Below are 19569 nucleotides of genomic sequence, written 5' to 3'. Positions count from 1 at the left end.
TCAGCAGGACCTTTTTCCGCTCCCCCTTCCCGCACACGTGAGGTACCCATGCTTTCCAAGAAATCCGCAATGCTGGCCGCCATGGCCGCCGGCGCCCTCGCCCTCAGCGCGTGTGGCGGAGGCTCCGACGACGCCGGCTCCGGCGAGGACAGTGGTTTGAACCTCGTGGCCGAGGGCTCGCTGACCGTCTGCTCGGACATCCCCTACCCGCCCTTCGAGTTCGAGGAGAACGGTGAATACACCGGCTTCGACATGGACCTCATGAGGGAGATCGCCACCGGGATGGACCTCGAGCTCGCCGTTCAGGACGTCGAGTTCAACGGCCTCCAGAGTGGCGCGGTCCTCGCGGCCCGCCAGTGCGATATCGGGGCCAGCGCCGTCACCATCACGGAGGAGCGCCAGGCGAACCTCGCGTTCTCGGACCCGTACTACGACTCGCTGCAGTCCCTCCTGGTCCCCACGGATTCGGACATCGCCTCGATCGACGACCTCGCCGGCAAGAAGGTCGGCGTCCAGCAGGGCACCACCGGTGAGACCTACGCATCGGAGAATGCTCCTGAGGCCGAGTTGATCCAGTTCCCCTCGGATGCCGAGATGTACGCCGCCGTCCAGGCCGGCAACGTCGACGCCCTCCTGCAGGACCTGCCCGTGAACATCGGCCACACCGAGGACGGCGCCTTCACCATCGCAGAGGAATACCAGACGGATGAGCAGTACGGCTTCATCATGGCCAAGGAGGGCAGCGAGGCACTGGTCACCGCAGTGAACGAGCAGCTGGCCGCGCTGCGGGACAACGGCACCTACCAGGACATCTACGACTCCTACTTCGCGGAGTAGCCCGACCCGACCCGCGCGGCACCGGCAGTCCGAGACTCCCGGTGCCGCGCGGGTGCCACTTCCGAAGGAAGGTAGTTCCCCCGCGTGAAACGATCGACACGCAGACGCCTCACCCAGGGCGTCCTCTACGCGGCCTTCGCCGCCGTCGTCCTGTTCGTCATCCTCGCCGCGGACTGGGGCAAGATCCAGTCCAACTTCTTCGACCTCGACGTCGCCGTGGCCACGTTCCCGGAGATCGTCTCGATCGCGGCGAAGAACACCGTGGTGTACACGGCGATCGCCTTCGTCGGCGGCCTGCTGATCGGGCTCCTCATGGCGCTCATGAAGCTCTCGCCGGTCCTGCCGTACCGCTGGCTGGCGACCGCCTACATCGAACTGTTCCGCGGGCTGCCCGCCCTGCTCGTGATCTTCGGCTTCGCCTACGCGGTTCCCATCGCGTTCCAGTGGCGTCCGCCGGGCGGCAACGCCGGTGCGGGCCTGATCGCCCTCATCATCGTCTCCTCGGCCTATATCGCAGAGACCATCCGCGCCGGCATCGAGGCGGTGCCGAAGGGCCAGGTCGAGGCGGCACGGTCCCTGGGCATGAACCCTGCCTGGACCATGATCACCGTCGTCCTCCCCCAGGCGTTCCGCATCATCACCCCTCCCCTGACCAACGAGCTCGTGATCCTCATCAAGGACACGTCCCTCCTGTTCATCGCGGGTATGGCCATCGGCGACCGAGAACTGACCACCTTCGCCCGTGATGCCCTCACCAGCCAGGCCAATGCGACGCCGCTCGTCGTGGCGGCACTGCTGTACCTGGTCATCACGCTGCCGCTGACCCAGCTGGTCGCGAAGCTCGAACGACACAACAAGAGAGGCCGGTGATTCCGGTGGCCCAGCCAGCATCGGGTACCGCGGCCGTGCCCGCCATCGAGGTACGCGCCCTGTGCAAGACCTTCGGCAGCAACGAGGTACTCAAGGGCATCGACTTCCACGTCGACCAGGGCGAGGTGGTGTGCGTGATCGGCCCGTCGGGTTCAGGCAAGTCGACACTGCTCCGTTGCGTCAACCGGCTCGAGGAGCCCACGAGCGGGACCGTCATGGTCGAGGGTGTCGACATCACCGACGAGGAGACCGACCTCGACGGCATCCGCACCCGGATCGGGATGGTCTTCCAGCAGTTCAACCTCTTCCCGCACCTCAGCGTCCTGAAGAACCTGACGCTCGCGCAGCAGCGTGCGAAGAAACGGGGCAAGGCCGAGGCCACACAGATCGCCCTGAGGAACCTCGAGAAGGTGGGCCTGTCGGAGAAGGCCGAGGCCTTCCCCGCGCAGCTCTCCGGTGGCCAGCAGCAGCGCGTGGCCATCGCCCGCGCGCTGTCGATGGATCCGGACATGATGCTGTTCGATGAGCCCACGAGTGCCTTGGACCCCGAACTGGTCGGTGACGTACTCGAGGTCATGAAACAGCTGGCCAGGGAGGGCATGACCATGATGGTGGTCACCCACGAGATGGGCTTCGCACGTGAGGTCGGCGACCGCGTGGTCTTCATGGACGGCGGCGTCGTCGTCGAGCAGGGAAAGCCCGAGGACGTCCTCGGGAACCCGCAGCACGAGCGGACGAAGCTGTTCCTGTCGAAGGTGCTCTGACGGAGAAGCCCTAGAGGACGATGACGTCCGCCACAGCCCGGCGGATGCGTGCGTGCAGGTCCCGGAGCGTACTGCGGTCCGCCCGGACCTCGAGGATGGAGCGGCCCACGATGGGCCGCTCCATCGCCGTATCCAGCTCGGTGAGGGTGATGGCACGCTCGTATCGGAGTCCGTAGGCCGCGGCGAGCGCCGCGATGTCCACGGTGTGCGGAGTCCCGAACAGACGCTCGACAGCGGCCCCGTAGCGGGCGGTCGTCGACTCCGCGCCGTGCTCGAGCAGACCGAAGATCCCGCCGCCACCGTCATTGAGGACCACGATGTGCAGGTCGGGCTGCGGTTCCCCGCTTCCCAGGAGAAGGCCGCCGACGTCGTGCAGGAACGTCAGGTCCCCCAGGAGCACGCGTGTCGGTATGCCTGCGGCGAGCGCCACGCCAGTGGCTGTCGAGATGGTGCCGTCGATCCCGGCGAGCCCGCGATTGGCGAAGACCTCCAGCGGATGCCAGTCGGTTGCGGCGACGAGGTCCACGTCGCGGATGGGATTGGAGGATCCAAGCACCAGGTTCCCGTCGGTGTGCTCCCATACGGCGTCGGCGACGTGCAGCCCCGTGATGCGGTCCTCGTCGGCGAGGAGCACCTGGATGGCCGCCTCCGCCGTAGCCCCGGCTTCCCGCCAGGATCGCAACCAGCCGTGCTCCCCGGGTCCGGCGAAATCGATCAGCTCAGGCAGGTTGTCGATGATGCGCTCGGGGCGTCGGCCCTCGTCGAACCAGGACACGGGCTCGGGAAGGTACAGCGCGTGCTCGACGTCGGATCTCGCCAGAAGTGCGGTGACCGGCCGGGAGAGCGTCGGCCTGCCGAACGTCACCACCCGGGTGATGGCCGGGCCGATGTGCTCGAGGAGCAGTCGGTACGGGGCGATGGCGCTGCTTCCGAAGCGCGCGTTCGACGACGGTTCGGCCAGCAATGGGAGGCCGAGATGGGCTGCGAACACCGCGGCGAGCTCACCGGCACCGTGGCCGGCGACCACGACGGTGGCGTTGCCGACGGACCGGGGCGCGTCCGCGGTCGAGCGCCGATCCACCGTCGGGCGGGCGTCGATGATAGAGGAGGCCACCGACCCGGCGGGGATCGAGGGCACCGAGCCGGCGGGGATCGAGGGCACCGACCCGTCCGCGGATGCGCCGTCGGGCACCAGCGGGTCACGGAAACCGAGGTTGAGGTGCACGGGCCCGGGTGGCTGTGTGGCCAGGCCGTCCACGGGACGTCCGAGTGCAGTACGGAGGGCCTCGCCGATCAGGCTGCCCGGTTCCTCCCCCGCTTCGAGGTCGAGGCCCGCGCGCACATGGACGCCGAAGAGGTTCGGCTGCACGGTGGTCTGGTTCGCGCCGGTCCCCCGCAGCTCGCCGGGCCGGTCTGCCGTCACCACGATAAGGGGCACAGCCGCGTGGTTGGCCTCCATCACGGCCGGCAGCAGTTCGCCCGCGGCCGTGCCCGACGTCGTCACGATCGCCGCTGCCCGCTGCCCGCCGAGGGCCAGACCGAGCGCCGTGAAGGCACCGGACCGTTCGTCGATGCGGACGTGCAGGCGGACCAGACCCGCCGCCTCCGCCTCCGCGAGGGCGTAGGCGAGCGGTGCGCTGCGGGACCCCGGAGCGATGACGACGTCGGTGACGCCTCCCGCCACGAGGGCCCGAACGGCACGTGCTGCCGACACGGCGGAGTCGAGGGGGGCCGGAGGGAACGCAGCAGTTTCGGTCACGCCTCCATCCTCACACCCCCGACACGGACGCACCCCCTCCCGAAGGAGGGGGTGCGTCGGTTGCAGCGCGTCCTATGCCCGGTACACCTGGACCACCGAGGGCCGCGGGAGTGCGGCTTCACCCGGCGCGGGTACGGCGCCCGTGAGCACATAGTCCGGGAAGTAGGAGAGCTGGGCCGCCCAGCTACCGTCCTCGCCCGGGTGCTGCACCGCGACGAAGACGGTTCCGTCCTGGTCGTGGATCACGGGACCGCAGGTCTCTGCGTCGCGGGGCACCGCGAGGAACTGCTGCACCCGTCCGCGCTCAGCGCCTTCGAGGCCCACCTTGAACAGCCCGTCGTTGAATCCCACCGTGCTCGGCTGGCCGTCCGTCGAGATCCAGAGGTTGCCCTGCGAATCGAAGGCCACGTTGTCCGGGCAGGAGATCGGCGAGACCTTGTCCTTGGGGTAGCCGGCGAAGTAGGTGGCCTGGTTGCGGGCGGGATCGCCGCAGACGAGGAGCAGATTCCACGTGAATCGTGTGCCGGTCGCGTCGCCGCCCGCCTCGGTCAGCTCCACGACGTGACCGTCCCGGTTCAGGGAGCGGGGGTTGGCCTCGTCGGCGGCGGCGTTCGAACCGACGCCACGGTTGGTGTTGTTGGTGCAGGCGACGTAGACCTTGCCCGTGGCAGGGTTCGGCTCGACGTCCTCGCAGCGGTCCATCTTGGTCGGCGCCACCGTGTCGGCAGCGAGGCGCGTGAAGACGGTGACCTCGGCGGCGGACATGCCCGCGACGACCGACCTGTTGTCGATCAGCAGGGGAAGCCACTCACCGACGCCGTCGAAGGCACCGTCCGAAGGCAGCGTGCCGGTACCGTCGATCTCGGCCACGGAGTTGCCCTGGAAGCGGGCGACGTACAGCGAGCCCTCGCTCAGCAGCGTCATGTTGGCCTTGCGCGCGGCAGGATCGGTGCCCGGTCGCACCTTGTTCGTCGACACGAACTTGTAGAGGTAGTCGAAGCGTTCGTCGTCGCCCATGTAGGCCACCACGCGGCCGTCAGCGGCGACGGTCACGTTCGCGCCCTCGTGCTTGAAACGGCCGAGGGCGGAATGCTTCTTCGGGGTGGAGGTCGGGTCGAGCGGATCGACCTCGACGATGTAGCCGAAGCGGTTCTTCTCGTTCTCGTAGCCGGCGTTCCGGGTGTCCCAGCGTGGCTCGTCGATCTCCCAGCCACGCGCCGTCGGGCGATTGGTGATGCCGTAGCGGCGATCACCGGCACTGGTGCCGGTCGCCACGAAGTAGCCGTTGAAGTTCTCCTCGCCGGAGAGGATGGTGCCCCACGGTGTCGTGCCGCCGGCGCAGTTGCCGAGCGTCCCCAGGATGGTGCGACCCGCGGGATCGTCCTTGGTCTTCAGCAGGTCGGACCCCGCGGCCGGGCCCGTCACCTCGTACGGGGTGGTGGTCAGGTAACGGCGGTTCAGGGGCGCTCCCTGGACGTAGGTCCACGGCTTGTTCTTGTTCTTCCGCTCGAGCTCGACGACGGACAGCCCGTGGGCGGCCTTGCCGATCCCGCGCACCTCGGCGGCGGCGAGGGTCGGCGGCACCATGATGGTCTCGTTCGTGTACTCGTGATTGGCGAAGAGCACCGCGCGGCGGCCCTTGCTGCCCTCGATCTCGATGACGTCGGTGTAGTCGCAGTTGTAGCCGAACTGCAGCGCCTGCGCGGCGGCCGTCTGGTTGTTCGCATCGAAGGCAGGCGAGGTGCGGAACAGCGGATCGCCCCAGCGGATCACCGGGTTCCAGTCGTAGCCCTCGGGGACGGTCATCGCGTCGACCATCGCATCGACGGGCGCGATGGGCTCGAAGGGGAGGTTGCTCTTGAGGTAGCCCTTGCCGGGAGGCGGCGCTGCCTGGGCAGAACCCGCACCCAGCTGGCTGCTGACCAGGAGCGTCAGTGCTCCGGCGGCGCCCGCGCCGAGGGCGCTGCGCCGGGAGAATTCGTTCGAGACGATGTCGCGGAAGTAGGTGTTCCTGGATGTATTGCAGACAGCGTCGGAGCACGCACTGTCGCACTTCAGCGCGCAGGTGACGGCACTGCGCTTGCCCTTGGTGTGGCCGAGCATGGGCAACAGGCGACGCGTGGTTTCAGTCATGGGGGATGGAACCTCTCAAAAAGATGAACGGCGTTCGACCCCACCCTGCCGAGGTTCCCTGACCGCCCCGGTCCCTGCCGGTGAACGCAGGGTGAACGGCGGTCGAACACGCTCCTCCGACGCCGGAGGCCGATCCTTCAGCTCGCCGGGAGGCTCACATCCCGGAGAGCAGCGTCGACCTGGATCGGAAGGGAACGGCCCAGTTGCCGTTCCCTGGCCGCCTGGACGAAGGCGTCGAACAGGGCCGTCTCGGTGGGGCTCTGCTCGGGGTGCCACTGGACGCCGATGCAGAAACGGTTCTGCCCGAGTTCGATCGCCTCGACGACGCCGTGGGCACTCCACGCCGACGCCTGCAGGCCGGACCCCAGCCGGTCGACGGCCTGGTGGTGGGAGACGGGCACGGCCTCGACGTGCGTGCACCCCAGCACCTGTGCGACGTGGGAGCCGGGGCGGAGGTCGACGGGGATGGGATTGAAGCGGTGGTCACCGGGCTGGTAGGTGCCCTCGCCCACGAGGTCGGGCAGGTGCTGGTGCAGCGATCCGCCGAGAACCACGTTGAGTATCTGCTCGCCGCGGCAGATGCCGAGGAGCGGCAGGTCGGTCCGGACGGCTTCCTGCACCACTGCGGAGTCCCAGGCGTCACGCAGCCGGTGCGGCCTGTCGGTCTCGGCATGCGGCTCGGCCCCGTAGCGGGCGGGATCGACGTCCCAGCCACCGACGACGATCACGCCGTCGAGCCTGGGCAGCAACTGCTCGAGTACTCCGCCGTCGGTCCCTTGCGGCGGCAGCAGAACCGGGATGGCTCCCGCGGCAAGCACGGGCGCGAGGTAGTTCTGGGGCAGGAATGCCGCCTCGATCGTTCCGCAGCCCTCTGTCACGGCGGGATCGAGGTAGGTTGTCAGGCCGACCACGGGACGCGGCAGCGAGTCCGAGATTGTCAAGGTTCTGTTCCTTTCACAAGACCATTGACGATCTAACCTAGCGCTCCCCTGTTGACCCCGTATTTCCGCTGTGTGATTTTCCCGTGTCGTTTTCCCGGCCGAACGAATCCCGCTCCACCCCGGCCAGGACGGCATGGGCCCGGCCCAGGCGGTCCAGCCACCGCTGCCTCCTTGCAGGAGCGGCGGCGAAGCGCTGCAGCTTCTCCTCCGACACCGCGACGTCGCGCACGGGAAGGTGCCCGTCCTGCGCCACGAGTGGGGCGTCCGCGACGTCACCGGCCATCAGGGAGACCGTGGCGAGCCCGCACGCGTAGGGCAGGTCCGGGAGGGCGGCCGCGAGCGCCACGCCCGCCCGGATACCGACGGAGGTATCGAGGGCCGAACTGACCACGGCGGGAAGCCCTGCGCGATCGATAATGTCGAGCGACCTCCGCACGCCTCCGAGTGGTGGCGCCTTGATGACGAGGAGATCTGCCGCATCCTCCCGGGCGACGAGCAGCGGATCCTCCTGCCTCCGGACACTCTCGTCGGCAGCCACCAGGACGCTCTCCCCCCGACGTCGAAGCTCCAGCCGCACGGCGCGCAGACCCGGGATGTCCGCCACCGGCTGCTCCACGTACTGCAGGTCGAAGCGGCTGAGTGCATCGAGTGCCACGAGCGCCTCCCCCACCTCCCAGCCGCCGTTCGCATCCACCTTGATGTCGGCGTCGGGCAGGAGGCGGCGCACCTCGCCGACCCGGGCGACGTCGTCCGCGAGCGACTGGCCTTTCTCCGCCACCTTGACCTTGACCGCGCCGACCGCGCCGAAACGGGACAGCACGCCCTCCACCGCATCCGGTCCGACGGCCGGGACCGTCGCGTTGACGGGCACCCTCGTCCGGACAGCCGACGGAAATCCGAACCAGGCCGCCTCGATCGCGGACGCGAGCCAGGGTGCGGACTCGGCGTCGTCGTACTCGAGGAAGGGGCAGAACTCGCCCCATCCCGCTGGACCGCGGACCAGGAGGGATTCGCGCTCGAGGACACCGCGGAATTTCACGCGCATGGGGATCGACACGACCCGCGCCGAGATTGCCAGCTCCTCGAGTGAAGGTATGGGCGGTGCGGGGTGGGGTGGCGTCACGCCCTCAGGCTACGTCAGCGACCGCGCCGCTCCGAGGTCCCTCGGCGGTGACGGAACTCCAAGGTTGGTGTGGAACGATTGATCCGATGGAATCGCAGCACAGCTCCACGACCACGGCACGGGCGGCACGGGCGCCGCTGGTGTTCGTGCTGGCCGCGGCGGTATGCGCTGCCGCACTCGGCTGGACCTACTGGGCCTTCGTTCGAACCACCACGGGCCAGTTCGCCGACGAGTCCGCCTGGCAGGAGGCCGGGGTCGCAGCACCGGACACGCAACTGCCCTTCCTTCGCTTCCTCGATACCCTGCCCACCATCTCGGTGGTCATCGCGGCGGCAGCCATACTGTTCGTCATCGTCCGGCGGCACCGGTACGGAGCCGCCGCCATCGCGGTCGCCGTCATCGTGGCGTCCAACCTGACCACGCAACTGCTGAAGAACGTGGTCTTCGACCGTCCCGATCGCGGCGTGGCGACGCTCGATTTCAATTCATTACCGTCAGGGCATACGACGCTCGCTGCTTCCGCGGCCGCCGCGGTCTTCATCATCATGACGCCGCGCTGGCGACCTTTCGCCGCCGCAGTGGGCGGCGCCTACTCCGTCCTGGCGGGCGTGGCGACCTACATCAACCTGTGGCACCGTCCGGCGGACGTGGTTGCCGCCCTCCTCGTCGTCGGCATCTGGACGCTCATCGGTGGGCTGATCATCATGCGGACCGGCAACCGCTGGAACGACTGGCAGGGGTTCGGCAGGGGCTGGGCGTCCTCCCGCGGCTGGCTGGGACTCTGCTGGGTGCTGGGCCCCGGGAGCCTGGTGCTGTCCGCTGTGCTCTATTTCTCCGTCCAGGCCATCGGCCCGGCGCCGGTACCGGGCACGGCCACCCTTCCGCTCTTTTTCTGGTGGGGACTGGCGTGGATCGTCGGCGTCGGTTTCACGCTCTCCGCCGCAGCGGGCTGGCTCTTCGCGGACCAGGCCCGCCGGACCTCTGCCCGGGCGGTCGTGCCGTAACACCCGCGGAACCGGTCCGCACGCCCTTTCCGTGCTCCATCCCGTCGTTGTAGGGCCGCCCGGGCAGTGCCACGCTGGCCCTACCAGCGACGAAAGAGGCGATTGATGAAAGCCATGGTCTACCGCGGGCCCTACAAGATCCGGGTCGAGGAAAAACCGATGCCGAGGATCGAGCACCCCAACGACGCCATCATCCGGGTGACCACGGCCGCCATCTGCGGCTCGGACCTGCACCTGTATCACGGCCTCATGCCGGACACCCGTGTGGGCACCACTTTCGGCCACGAGTTCATCGGGGTCGTCGAGGAGGTGGGCCCGTCCGTCCAGAACCTCAAGCGGGGCGACCGCGTCATGGTGCCCTTCAACGTCTACTGCGGGTCCTGCTACTTCTGCGCCCGCGGCCTGTACTCGAACTGCCACAACGTCAATCCCAACGCGACGGCGGTGGGCGGCATCTACGGCTACTCCCACACCACCGGCGGGTACGACGGCGGCCAGGCGGAGTTCGTGCGCGTGCCCTTCGCCGATGTAGGACCGACCATCATCCCCGACTGGATGGACAGCGAGGACGCGGTCCTGCTCACCGATGCGCTCGCCACGGGCTACTTCGGCGCGCAACTCGGTGGCATCGTCGAGGGTGACACCGTGGTGGTCTTCGGCGCCGGCCCAGTGGGGCTCTACGCGGCGAAATCGGCCTGGCTCATGGGAGCCGGACGCGTGCTCGTCATCGACCACCTCGAGTACCGGCTCGAGAAGGCCCGCACCTTCGCCCATGCGGAGACCTTCAACTTCGGGGAGTACGACGACATCGTCGTCGAGATGAAGAGGACGACCGACTTCCTCGGGGCCGACGTCGTCATAGACGCCGTCGGCGCGGAAGCGGACGGCAACTTCCTGCAGCACGTGACCGGCACCAAGCTGAAGCTCCAGGGCGGCTCACCCATCGCGCTCAACTGGGCCATCGATGCGGTGCGCAAGGGCGGGACGGTGTCCGTCGTCGGCGCCTATGGGCCCATCTTCAGCGCCGTGAAGTTCGGGGACGCACTCAACAAGGGCCTGACGCTGCGCATGAACCAGACCCCGGTGAAGCGGCAGTGGCCCCGCCTGTTCGACCACATCAGGAACGGATACCTCAAGCCGAACGACATCGTCACGCACCGGATCCCACTCGAGGACATCGCCGAGGGTTACCACATGTTCTCGGCGAAGCTCGACAACTGCATCAAGCCGCTCATCATCGCGAACCCGAGCTAGGAGACACCATGCCGTCGACGCCCTACGTCGCCAACAAGCCCAAGGACATCCCCACGGCCGAGGCACTCCGCGCCCGGATCCCCGGATGGGGCGTGGACCTCGATCCCAAGGACCGGCCCTCCTACCCCCAGGAGGTGTTCGACCCCGCAGGAACCGGCGCGCACTGGGACTACCCCGAGGAGCAGCAGGGCGGGGAGAACCGGGAGCGCTCAATCGAGCATGGGCAGCTGACGCCGGTGTTCGGCACGAGCGTGCCCCTCAAGGGAGTCTCGGGCAGCATCCGCCGTTACGCCTACCGGTACAGCGAGGCCCGCGCAGCCCACTGGCTCCTGCTGCTGGCCGGAGATCGGGTGGACGCCTGGAGTTCCCACCTCGTCTCGATCGCGAAGCTTCGGCCGGACAACCCGATCACCGAGACGGGCGTGTTGTCCGAGGGGCGCAGGCACGGTATCGCTTCGCGGTTCGGGCAGCGGCGCGTGGACGTGAACCACCAATGGCTGGATCCGATCGTCGTCGGCGGACCGTGGGTCGCGGCGACGGCCGGCGCTGTCCTGGTGGCCCGGGCGATCCGGCGTCGCGGGCGCGGCTGAGCCAGGAGGACACCCGCACCTGGCGGGGTCGCGTGGACTGCGGTGATCGGCCATGGGTGACCACGGCTGATCAGTTGTGAGTGACCACGGCGATCAGCCGCGCGCGACGGCGGGTTCCGCAGAACCGGGAGCGGCGCGCGGGATCCAGTACCAGAGGACAGCGGCTCCGAGGAAGCCGAGGACCGCCGTCGCCCAGATACCCGCAGAGAGTGTGGCCAGAGCTGTCACGAGGGCGAGCAGTGCCGGACCACCCATGGTGCCGAAGTCCGTGAGCAGGCGCCAGATCCCGAGGAACTGCGGGCGGCCGGGCGACGGCGACAGATCCGCGCCGAGCGTCATGACGATGCCCGAGCCGATCCCGTTGCCGAAGCCGATGAGCAGTGCGACCAGGAGCAGTCCCACCGCGTCGACTGTCAGGGGCAGCAGGGTCAGCGCCGTACCCATGATGAGCATGCACGGCACGGCGATCCAGCGGCGGCCCTTGACGTCCATGATCTTGCCGGAGGGGTAGAAGATCAGCATGTCGATGGCACCGGACAGCCCGTAGATCAGCGCTGTCGACGAGGCGTCCAGCCCGATGCTCTCCGCCCACAGCGGCAGCACTGCCTGCCGTGTGGCCCGCACGGCAGCGATCAGCAGCACGCCGATCCCGATCGTGACGAAGACGCGGGAGTGGCTGCGCATGACCGAGCGGACCGTGGGCGCCGGCGGGGGCGCCAGCGCGGCCCCGATCGGGGTCCGGGCCGCGAGCGCACCCCGCCCCGGCGCCTCGAGCTCGGGCACGCGCCAGCTCAGCGCGGCGGCTGCGAGGCTCGCACCACCTCCCACCCAGTAGGCGCCGTCGAGCCCCAGCGCGCTCATGGCGAGGGCGGCCGCGAACGGCCCTATGAACACACCGATGCGGGTGACGCCGCCGAGCGTGGACAGTGCCCGCGCCCGGAAATGCGGAGGGACGGCCTCGGTGAGGTAGCTCTGCCGCGCGAGGCCGAACACCGCACCCGCCATGCCGACCATGAATACTGCGGCGGCGAAGACAGGCAGGGTCGGTGCCGCGAGCGCGAGGAACATCGCGGCCGAGCACCAGAGCGCCGCACCCACGAGCGCCTTCCGCTCGCCGAAGCGCGTGGCGATCAGGGTGGCCGGCACATTTGTGACGAGGGATCCGATCCCGGACAGCGTGATGACGAGGGCGGCCGTGGCGACATCCGCGCCGAGGTTGCGTGCGGTCAGGGCGACGACGGGCAGGATGGCACCTGTCGCGACCCCGTACAGCAGCGACGGGCCGTACGCTCCCACGGCGATCGCTCGCAGATCGAAGGTTTCCTTGGGCACCGTTCCACCCTAGTCCGCGACCGGGATGACGCCCGCCAGGGTGTCGTCAGCGCCGACGATCCTGCCCGTCGTGTCGATGCACCAGAGGCCTACTCGCCGCCGTCGTACCCACCGGAGTCGCCGGGTCCGAAGGAATCGGGCACGTCCGCCTGCTGACCGGCGTCGCCCGTGCCGACGTAGGACTGGGCGGAATCACCGGCGCGAAGAATTCCGGCGTCCGCGTAGTCCGGAGCGTCGTCGTCCTGGATCACGGTGGAGACCTGCCCGGGATCGAGCGGCACTCCCGGCACGTGCGGTCCGGGGATGTGTGCCGCAGACATGCCGAATTCGTCCTTCCCCGCGATCGAGACCTGCAGGGCTATCTCGGGATACTCGCTCGGTGCCATGGGATCCTCCTTCGTGCGGACCGCCGGTTCGGCCCGAGGCCTTGATCGTCCCGCTTCCCCGCCCGGATGACTAGGCCACGTGGAGTCCGATCGACAGGCCCAGTGCGGCGGCGGCGAGCGTCACCACCGCCGTCCCGAAACCCGAGAGCAGCGCAGCCCCGGTGTGACCCGCCCGGATCAGGCGCACGGTCTCGTTGCTCGCCGTACTGAAGGTCGTGTACCCGCCGAGGAATCCCGTGCCGCCGATGATCGTCCACGCGGACGGCACCGCGGCAGCGAGCACGAACCCTGTCAACAGCCCGAGCAGCAAGGAACCGCTGATATTGACGGTCATGGTGCCGACCGGGACGGGACCACGGGTGCGGGAACGGATCACACCGTCAAGCAGGAAACGCGCGGCGGCACCGAGCCCGCCCGCGACACCCACCGCCAGCACGACGACGAAGCTCACGGAGCCGGTTCCGCTGCGGGCCCACGACGGACCCGGCTGCCGGCCGCAATGCCTGCCGCCGTCGCCGCGAGCCCCGCAAGGACGGACGACACGAGGTAAGCGAGGGCCTCGGGTGCGCGTCCGGCGTCGATCAGGAGAGCGGAGTCGACGGCGAGCGCACTGTAGGTGGTGAAGCCGCCCAGGAACCCCGTTCCGAGGAGAAGGCGGAGGGTGCGATACCGCCCCTCGTCGGGACCCCGCCGCGCCAGCGCTTCGAGGAGCAGACCGAGGGCGAACGCGCCGATGATGTTGACCAGGAAGATGCCGAGCGGAAGACCCTCGGGCGTCGGAAGTACCTCCGCGAGCCCGAAGCGGGCGAGCGTGCCACCGGTGCCGCCGATGAACACCAAGCCGAGGTCGGCGGCCCGGAGGTACGCCGGCCGGTCTCCGGCGGCTTGGAGGTGCACCGGCCGGTCCCCGGCGGAGCGTCGACCGGGCTGGCGATCAGGCAACATGCAGCGCGAGGAAGTCCAGCGTGCGGGTCCAGGCGTCCTCGGCGGATGCCTGCCGGTAGGCGAACCGGTTCGAATCGTTGAAGAAGGCATGGCCCGCGTCGGGATAGACGACGGCGGTGAACTCGACGCCGGCGTCCCCCATTGCAGCCTCGAGCGCAGGCAGCGCCGCCATGAGTCGTTCGTCGTCCTGGCCGTAGAAGGCGAGAACAGGAGCCTGGATGCGCCCGAGTTCCTCGTCGGAGAAGGCTGCGTGCCCGTAGAAAGGAACGCAGGCCAGAAGGCGCGGCTCGTGGACGGCCAGCGAGAAGCTGTAGGTGCCACCGAAGCAGAATCCCGTGACGCCCACACGGCCCGCCACGTCCTCGTCGTCGTGCAGGAAGGAGAAGCAGCCCTGCACCCGCCCTGCGGTGATGGCACCGAATTCAGGACTCTGCAGGGGCGCCAGGAGCTCCCGGAGCTTCGGCTGGGCGAGGTTCCGCGCCTCGTCATCGGGCCCGGCGATGGCTTCGCCCAGCCCCAGCGTCTTCTCCTCGGTAATTCCCTGGTCCGCGAGAAGGTCCGGTGCGACGACGACATAGCCCTCGCGCGCGAACCGGTCCGCGACGTCGCGCGTGTGCCCGACGAGCCCCCACACCTCGTGGATCAGCACGAGGCCGCCCCTGACGGCCCCGTCGGGGCGTGCCACGTAGGCGGAGACGGTGCCGGAAGGGGTCTCGATGCCCTGGACGGTGCTCATTCGCCTAGGCTTGCATGCTTCGTGATGCGGCGCCAACACCGGCACGATCGTCAGGAAACGACAGCACGGAGGAGCCCACGTGTACCGGCACCTCCTGTCCTGATGGGCCGGCCGCGACGCGCCCTGTGCTGTCCGAGTCGGACGAGAGGCTTGCCACGGGGAGTACGATCGGTGCCATCAACATCAGTCAACGACGACGGACGTGCGATGACCACCAGGTTCCTCTCTCCACTAGGTTTCCTCAGTGCCACACTCGGGATGCTCGCGCTCCTCGCGGGCGCCCGCGGCTACCCCTTCCTCCTGATCGCGGCGGGCGGCATCCTCCTCGCGCTGTTGTGCATCCGCCCCGGCGCCTGCTCGGCCGGCGTGCACACCTCCGATGACCACACCGCTTTCTCCATGCCCTCGGTGGGGACGTGCCCGCCCGAGCGCCTGCGGGAGGCTCGCGTCCTCGCTGCGCGCGTCGTCGAGGATTCCCGCGCCCGGGAGGACGCCCACCACCGCGAGCACTGAGGGATGTTCCGCGGTCGGCCCCGCTTGCGCCACTTCGCCTCCACCGGAGGTCCCGGAGGGCGCTTCCCCTGCGCGCCGCGCTCCTGTTCAGTGATCCCATGAGACGCATCCTGATCCTCGGTGGCACGGCGTGGCTCGGCCGGGAACTCGCGGCACAACTCGTGGCCGCGGGCGATGACGTCACGTGCCTCGCCCGCGGGACGGCCGGCGAACCTCCGCCAGGCGCTCGGCTGGTCGTCGCCGATCGCGACCTGGCAGGGGCGTACGACGACGTCGTGGGCGCGGACTGGGACGACGTCATCGAGATCTCGTGGAACGTCTCCCACGTCAGGGGCGCCCTCGAAGCCCTCGCCGATCGCGCGGCGCACTGGACCCTGGTGTCCTCATGTTCCGTCTATGCATCCGATACCGACCCAGGAGCGGACGAATCGGCTGCGCTGGTCGAACCCGGTGATGAGGGCGAGGAGGACTACGCGAAGGCAAAGGCGCGGTGCGAGCGGGATTCTGCTGCGGTACTCGGCAGCCGCCTGCTGATCGTTCGGGCCGGCCTGATCGCAGGTCCGGGAGACGGCAGTGACCGGTTCGGGTACTGGGTCTCGCGGTGCGCACTCGCGGGAAAAGAGGATGTCCTGGTGCCGACCCTCGCGGACAGGTTCGTGCAGGTCATCGACGTGAGGGACCTCGCGGCGTGGACCATCTCGGCGGGCCGCGCGGGCACTGTGGGAACCTTCAACGCGGTCGGCGACATCCACACCTTCGGTGACGTCCTTTCGCAGGCACGCTCCGTGGCCGGTCATACGGGCGACCTCGTGGAGGCCGCGCCGGAGTGGCTGGTCGACCAGGGTGTGGCCTACTGGGCCGGCCCGCGATCTCTGCCACTGTGGCTCCCCGAGGACTCCAGCGGCTTCTCGCAGCGCAGCAACACCACGTTCCGCGAGACGGGCGGCGCCCTACGGAGCCAGCGGGCCACGCTGCTGGACACGCTCGACGACGAACGGGAGCGGGGGCTCGAGCGTGAGCGACGCGCCGGGTTGACGAGGCAGGAGGAGCGCGGGCTCCTCGCACTCCTGCAGGAACGGCCTGTGGTGCTCGGCAGATGCTCGGCAGGTGATCGGCAGGTGATCGGGCGACGTGGTGCGGGAGCAGGGGAGCTCGGCTCACCGCCGGAAGGGCGTCCGCACCTGTGAGCTGCCCGGAAACGGGAACAGTCGCGGCTGGGCTCCCGTTGGAAGGGGTACACCCTCTTCCCGAAAGGCGCACCCCTGCGTATCCTGCTGACCGGCATCGACGGCTCCGGCAAAAGCACGGCAGCCCGCGACCTGACGAGTGCCGTCCTCGCGAGGGGAGGCAGCGCCGTCATGCTGAAGACCCCGGCCGGCCGCAGGACCATGAACGGTTGGTGGGACGCTCTCGGCTGGACTCCCGGCCCTCGGCTGCAGGACTTCGCCGAGACCATCGTGCGGGTGGCCAATGCCCTCCTGAACGAGGTGCGCCTGCGCGGGTTCGACGGCGTCGTGGTGCTCGACCGCGGTATCCCCTGCCAGCTGGCGCTGAGGGAAGCCCGCGGGATTCGGCGGGGCGTGTTCCTGCCGTGGCTCCAGCGCGTCCTTCCCGCTCCCGACGTCGTCGCGCACTTCGATGTGCCCATCGACGTCGCCCTCGCGCGGGTGGCGGCACGCGCCACTGATTCGGAGACGGCCTCGGGGCTCGCGGCCCTGGACGCGGGCTACCGGAGGTTGCCGGAGTTCGCGGACTTCACCCTCATCGATGCCGACCGGCCCACGGAGGTCATTGTGGCGGACCTGCTGGCACTGGCGGGGACGAGCCTGGTCCAGCGACCAGCCGGCGGACGCCCCACCGACGGCACCCGCGCGCAGTACTGAGCGCTGCTCGGCATCGACCCGCCCGAACGTCTCGCAGCCGAGGTCCCTACAGTGCGCTGATGGTCCAGCCGGTGCGGTGCGTCTGTCCGGGCTCGAGCACCACGAGGTCCTCCCCGCTGTTGAAGGCCTCCGGCGGGCAGGTCATGGGCTCGACGGCGAGTCCTAGCCGCGTGTTCTCGGGCTTCTTGGGGAGATCCGCGGTGTGGATCTGCACCCACGCGCAGGTCTCGTCCCAGGTCATCGCGGTTCCCGTCCCATGGTCGGGATCGGTGACGCGGACCGTCGCCCGGCCGGATTCGTCGCGCGTGAGGCCGGTGAAGGCGTGGTCGATCTGCACGTCGCCGAGCGCGTGGGCCGTCCGGAAGTCGAACGGCGTCCCGTCGACGGACTCCTTGGCCACGGGCAACAGGCGATCGGGAGTGACGGTCAGGACGGTGGCGGCGGGGAGTTCGAGCACCCACTCGTCGAGTGGTGAGGTACCGGCGACGAGGTACGGATGCGGGCAGACCCCGTAGGGCGCTCGACGCGACCCCGTGTTCAGGGCGGTCACGTCGGTCCGGAAGCCCTCCGTGCCGACACTGAAGCGTGCGTGCAGAGCAACCGTGAAGGGGTACGCCTCCGTCGGCTCGATGGTGCACCCCAGCGTCACGGCGGAGCCGGTGTGCTCCACGAGGGTCCAGGGAATGTCGAAGACGAGTCCGTGCAGGGCCGCACCGCGTTCGGGTTCGTTGACGGCCAGCTCGTACTCCTCGCCGTCGAACGAGTAGCGGCCGTCCGCTATCCGGTTGGGCCACGGGGCTACGAAGGCACCGCGGAAGTTGGGCATCTCCTCGTCGGCACCGAAGCCGACCACGAGCGGACGTCCCTCGAAGGTGAGTTCACGGACGGCGGCACCGAGACCGAGGACGACGGCCGTGTAGCCGCCGCCCTCGATCCTGTATTCCGGGTGGTTCATGCGAGGGATACGGCCGTCCAGGACACCGGGGGCAGCGTGACGGTGACGGCGCCGCCGTCGATCGACGCCGTGGTGTTGGGCTTCATGGTCACGCGCTCGGGCTCCTCAAGGGTGTTCTTCGCATACACGTCCGTATCGTACAGCGACTGGGCATCCACACTGCTGAACCCGTTGAGCGCCGCGATGTCGATGGTCACCGTGACCTCCTCGGTCTGGGACCGGTTGACGAGGAAGACGGCGGTGGAACCGGTGGCGTCGTCGTGGGTTGCCACGGCGTCCACGAGCGGCACGACGCCGTAGGTCCCGGTCTCGTAGGTCCCGGCGTCGAGCTTGAGCTCGAGGACGGAACCCTGCGCGAGCTTCGAGGTGATGGCGAACGGGAAGAACGTGGTCTGGCGCCAGGCCGGTCCGCCGGGCTCGGTCATGATCGGGGCGATCACGTTGACGAGCTGCGCCAGCGACGCCGAGGTGACGCGGTCCGCGTGCTTGAGCAGGGAGATCATCAGGTTGCCGAACACGACGGCGTCGGCCACGGAGTAGCAGTCCTCGAGCAGGCGGGGAGCCACGGGCCAGTTGTCGAGGCCCTCGATCTTGTCGACGTTCTCGAAGCGGCTGATGTACCAGACGTTCCACTCGTCGAAGGAGATGTTGATGGTCTTCGAGCTGCCGCGGACCGCCTTCACATGGTCGGCGGTGGCGACGACGGACTCGATGAAATGGTCCATGTCGACGGCTGAGGCGAGGAAGGACCCGAGGTCGCCGTTCTTCTCCTCGTAGTAGGCATGGCAGGAGATGTAGTCGACGACGTCGTAGGTGTGCGACAGGACGACGCGCTCCCATTCCCCGAAGGTCGGCATGTGGGCGCTCGAGGAGCCGCAGGCCACGAGTTCGATGGACGGGTCGAGCTGGCGCATCGCCCGAGCCGTGATGGCGGCCAGCTTGCCGTAGTCCTCGGCAGAGCGGTGGCCGAGCTGCCAGGGCCCGTCCATCTCGTTGCCGAGGCACCAGATCTTGACGTCGAACGGGTCGGGGCGCCCGTTGGCCATGCGCTGGTCGGCGAGGGCCGTGCCCTTGGGCAGGTTCGAGTACTCGAGGAGATCGAGTGCCTCCGAGGTGCCACGCGTTCCGAGGTTCACGGCCAGCATGAGGTCGCTATCGACCTTCTGTAGCCACGAGGCGAACTCGTGCATGCCCACCTGGTTCGTCTCGGTGGAGTGCCAGGCGAGGTCCAGCCGGGTGGGGCGCTCCTCGCGCGGTCCGACGCTGTCCTCCCAGCGGAACCCGGAGACGAAGTTGCCACCGGGGTAGCGGATCGTCGAGACGCCCATCTCCTTCACGAGGTCGATGACGTCCTGGCGGAAGCCCTCGTCGTCGGCGGTCGCATGGCCGGGCTCGTAGATGCCGTCGTAGACGTGGCGGCCGAGGTGTTCGACGAAGCCGCCGAAGATGTTGCGGTTGATGCGCCCGACCGTGAAGGAGGGGTCGAGGGTGAGGCGTGCGTGCTGCATCAAACTACTTTCTCTGCGTGGTGGCGTGATGGAGGA

At 68.9% G+C, this 19569-nt stretch carries 20 protein-coding genes; 9 read left to right on the top strand and 11 right to left on the bottom strand.

The annotated features are described in order from the left end of the window. Positions 1-48 precede the first annotated feature (48 nt). The 3 genes from RCH21_RS05975 (at position 49) to RCH21_RS05965 (ending at position 2471) form a co-directional block, all read left to right on the top strand. Positions 49-837: a transporter substrate-binding domain-containing protein gene (locus RCH21_RS05975; RefSeq protein ID WP_120147199.1), complete on the top strand. Its 789-nt coding sequence runs from the start codon at positions 49-51 to the stop codon at positions 835-837. Between the two features lie 84 nt (positions 838-921). After that, a complete protein-coding gene (locus tag RCH21_RS05970) occupies positions 922-1707 on the top strand; it encodes an amino acid ABC transporter permease (protein ID WP_120147200.1) in 786 nt (261 codons plus the stop codon). Between the two features lie 5 nt (positions 1708-1712). Then, the gene (locus RCH21_RS05965; protein WP_326963592.1) at positions 1713-2471 is read left to right on the top strand and encodes an amino acid ABC transporter ATP-binding protein; all 759 of its coding nucleotides are present in this window, start codon (positions 1713-1715) and stop codon (positions 2469-2471) included. Positions 2472-2481: 10 nt separating this feature from the next. On the opposite strand, the gene menD is transcribed toward RCH21_RS05965, so the two are convergent. From menD to RCH21_RS05945, 4 genes are all read right to left on the bottom strand, one after another. Further along, on the bottom strand, positions 2482-4230 hold the full coding sequence (gene menD, locus RCH21_RS05960; RefSeq protein WP_326963591.1) for a 2-succinyl-5-enolpyruvyl-6-hydroxy-3-cyclohexene-1-carboxylic-acid synthase: 1749 nt from the start codon (positions 4228-4230) through the stop codon (positions 2482-2484). Between the two features lie 72 nt (positions 4231-4302). Further along, the gene (locus tag RCH21_RS05955; protein WP_326963590.1) at positions 4303-6363 is read right to left on the bottom strand and encodes a PhoX family protein; all 2061 of its coding nucleotides are present in this window, start codon (positions 6361-6363) and stop codon (positions 4303-4305) included. Positions 6364-6500: 137 nt separating this feature from the next. Beyond that, positions 6501-7304: a gamma-glutamyl-gamma-aminobutyrate hydrolase family protein gene (locus tag RCH21_RS05950; protein ID WP_326963589.1), complete on the bottom strand. Its 804-nt coding sequence runs from the start codon at positions 7302-7304 to the stop codon at positions 6501-6503. A 37-nt stretch (positions 7305-7341) separates the two neighbouring features. After that, on the bottom strand, positions 7342-8427 hold the full coding sequence (locus RCH21_RS05945) for an o-succinylbenzoate synthase (RefSeq protein ID WP_326963588.1): 1086 nt from the start codon (positions 8425-8427) through the stop codon (positions 7342-7344). A gap of 86 nt (positions 8428-8513) precedes the next feature. On the opposite strand from RCH21_RS05945, the gene RCH21_RS05940 reads away from it, so the two are divergent. The 3 genes from RCH21_RS05940 to RCH21_RS05930 all read left to right on the top strand — a co-directional run bounded on the left by RCH21_RS05940 (position 8514) and on the right by RCH21_RS05930 (position 11275). After that, complete coding sequence (locus tag RCH21_RS05940; RefSeq protein WP_326963587.1) at positions 8514-9431, top strand: phosphatase PAP2 family protein; 918 nt, start codon at positions 8514-8516, stop codon at positions 9429-9431. A 105-nt stretch (positions 9432-9536) separates the two neighbouring features. Next, positions 9537-10685, top strand: coding sequence for a zinc-dependent alcohol dehydrogenase (locus tag RCH21_RS05935; protein ID WP_120147206.1), 1149 nt, complete (start codon positions 9537-9539; stop codon positions 10683-10685). A gap of 8 nt (positions 10686-10693) precedes the next feature. Beyond that, entirely contained in the window at positions 10694-11275 is a 582-nt protein-coding gene (locus tag RCH21_RS05930) for a hypothetical protein (RefSeq protein WP_326963586.1), read from the top strand. A 93-nt stretch (positions 11276-11368) separates the two neighbouring features. Here RCH21_RS05930 and RCH21_RS05925 read toward each other — a convergent pair whose 3' ends face one another. The 5 genes from RCH21_RS05925 to RCH21_RS05905 form a co-directional block, all read right to left on the bottom strand. Then, positions 11369-12607, bottom strand: coding sequence for an MFS transporter (locus RCH21_RS05925; RefSeq protein WP_326963585.1), 1239 nt, complete (start codon positions 12605-12607; stop codon positions 11369-11371). An 89-nt stretch (positions 12608-12696) separates the two neighbouring features. Next, positions 12697-12993 (bottom strand): hypothetical protein, encoded by a 297-nt coding sequence (locus RCH21_RS05920; RefSeq protein WP_326963584.1) that lies wholly within the window; start codon positions 12991-12993, stop codon positions 12697-12699. A gap of 70 nt (positions 12994-13063) precedes the next feature. Next, positions 13064-13444: a fluoride efflux transporter CrcB gene (gene crcB / locus RCH21_RS05915; protein ID WP_326963583.1), complete on the bottom strand. Its 381-nt coding sequence runs from the start codon at positions 13442-13444 to the stop codon at positions 13064-13066. After that, positions 13441-13890, bottom strand: coding sequence for a fluoride efflux transporter CrcB (gene crcB / locus RCH21_RS05910; RefSeq protein WP_326963582.1), 450 nt, complete (start codon positions 13888-13890; stop codon positions 13441-13443). The genes crcB (RCH21_RS05915) and crcB (RCH21_RS05910) overlap by 4 nt, the downstream gene beginning before the upstream one ends. 37 nt (positions 13891-13927) lie before the next feature. After that, positions 13928-14674 carry a dienelactone hydrolase family protein gene (locus tag RCH21_RS05905; protein ID WP_326963581.1) on the bottom strand — a complete coding sequence of 249 codons (747 nt, stop codon included), beginning with the start codon at positions 14672-14674 and terminating at the stop codon, positions 13928-13930. 207 nt (positions 14675-14881) lie between these two features. Between RCH21_RS05905 and RCH21_RS05900 the strand changes: the two genes are divergently transcribed. The 3 genes from RCH21_RS05900 (at position 14882) to RCH21_RS05890 (ending at position 17070) form a co-directional block, all read left to right on the top strand. Then, a complete protein-coding gene (locus RCH21_RS05900) occupies positions 14882-15187 on the top strand; it encodes a hypothetical protein (RefSeq protein WP_326963580.1) in 306 nt (101 codons plus the stop codon). Between the two features lie 98 nt (positions 15188-15285). Further along, on the top strand, positions 15286-16374 hold the full coding sequence (locus tag RCH21_RS05895) for an NAD-dependent epimerase/dehydratase family protein (protein ID WP_326963579.1): 1089 nt from the start codon (positions 15286-15288) through the stop codon (positions 16372-16374). Between the two features lie 27 nt (positions 16375-16401). Further along, a complete protein-coding gene (locus tag RCH21_RS05890) occupies positions 16402-17070 on the top strand; it encodes an AAA family ATPase (RefSeq protein WP_326963793.1) in 669 nt (222 codons plus the stop codon). 46 nt (positions 17071-17116) lie between these two features. On the opposite strand, the gene RCH21_RS05885 is transcribed toward RCH21_RS05890, so the two are convergent. Then, positions 17117-18025 (bottom strand): aldose 1-epimerase family protein, encoded by a 909-nt coding sequence (locus RCH21_RS05885; protein ID WP_120147215.1) that lies wholly within the window; start codon positions 18023-18025, stop codon positions 17117-17119. Continuing rightward, positions 18022-19533 (bottom strand): arabinosylfuranosidase ArfA, encoded by a 1512-nt coding sequence (arfA, locus tag RCH21_RS05880; RefSeq protein WP_326963578.1) that lies wholly within the window; start codon positions 19531-19533, stop codon positions 18022-18024. Before arfA ends, RCH21_RS05885 begins: the two co-directional genes overlap by 4 nt. Positions 19534-19569 lie beyond the last annotated feature (36 nt).

The sequence above is a fragment of the Arthrobacter sp. PL16 genome (assembly GCF_035985055.1).
Classification (GTDB): Bacteria; Actinomycetota; Actinomycetes; order Actinomycetales; family Micrococcaceae; genus Arthrobacter_D; species Arthrobacter_D cheniae.
Note: the sequence above shows the minus strand (reverse complement) of the source record. Positions and strands in the feature narration are given on the sequence as shown.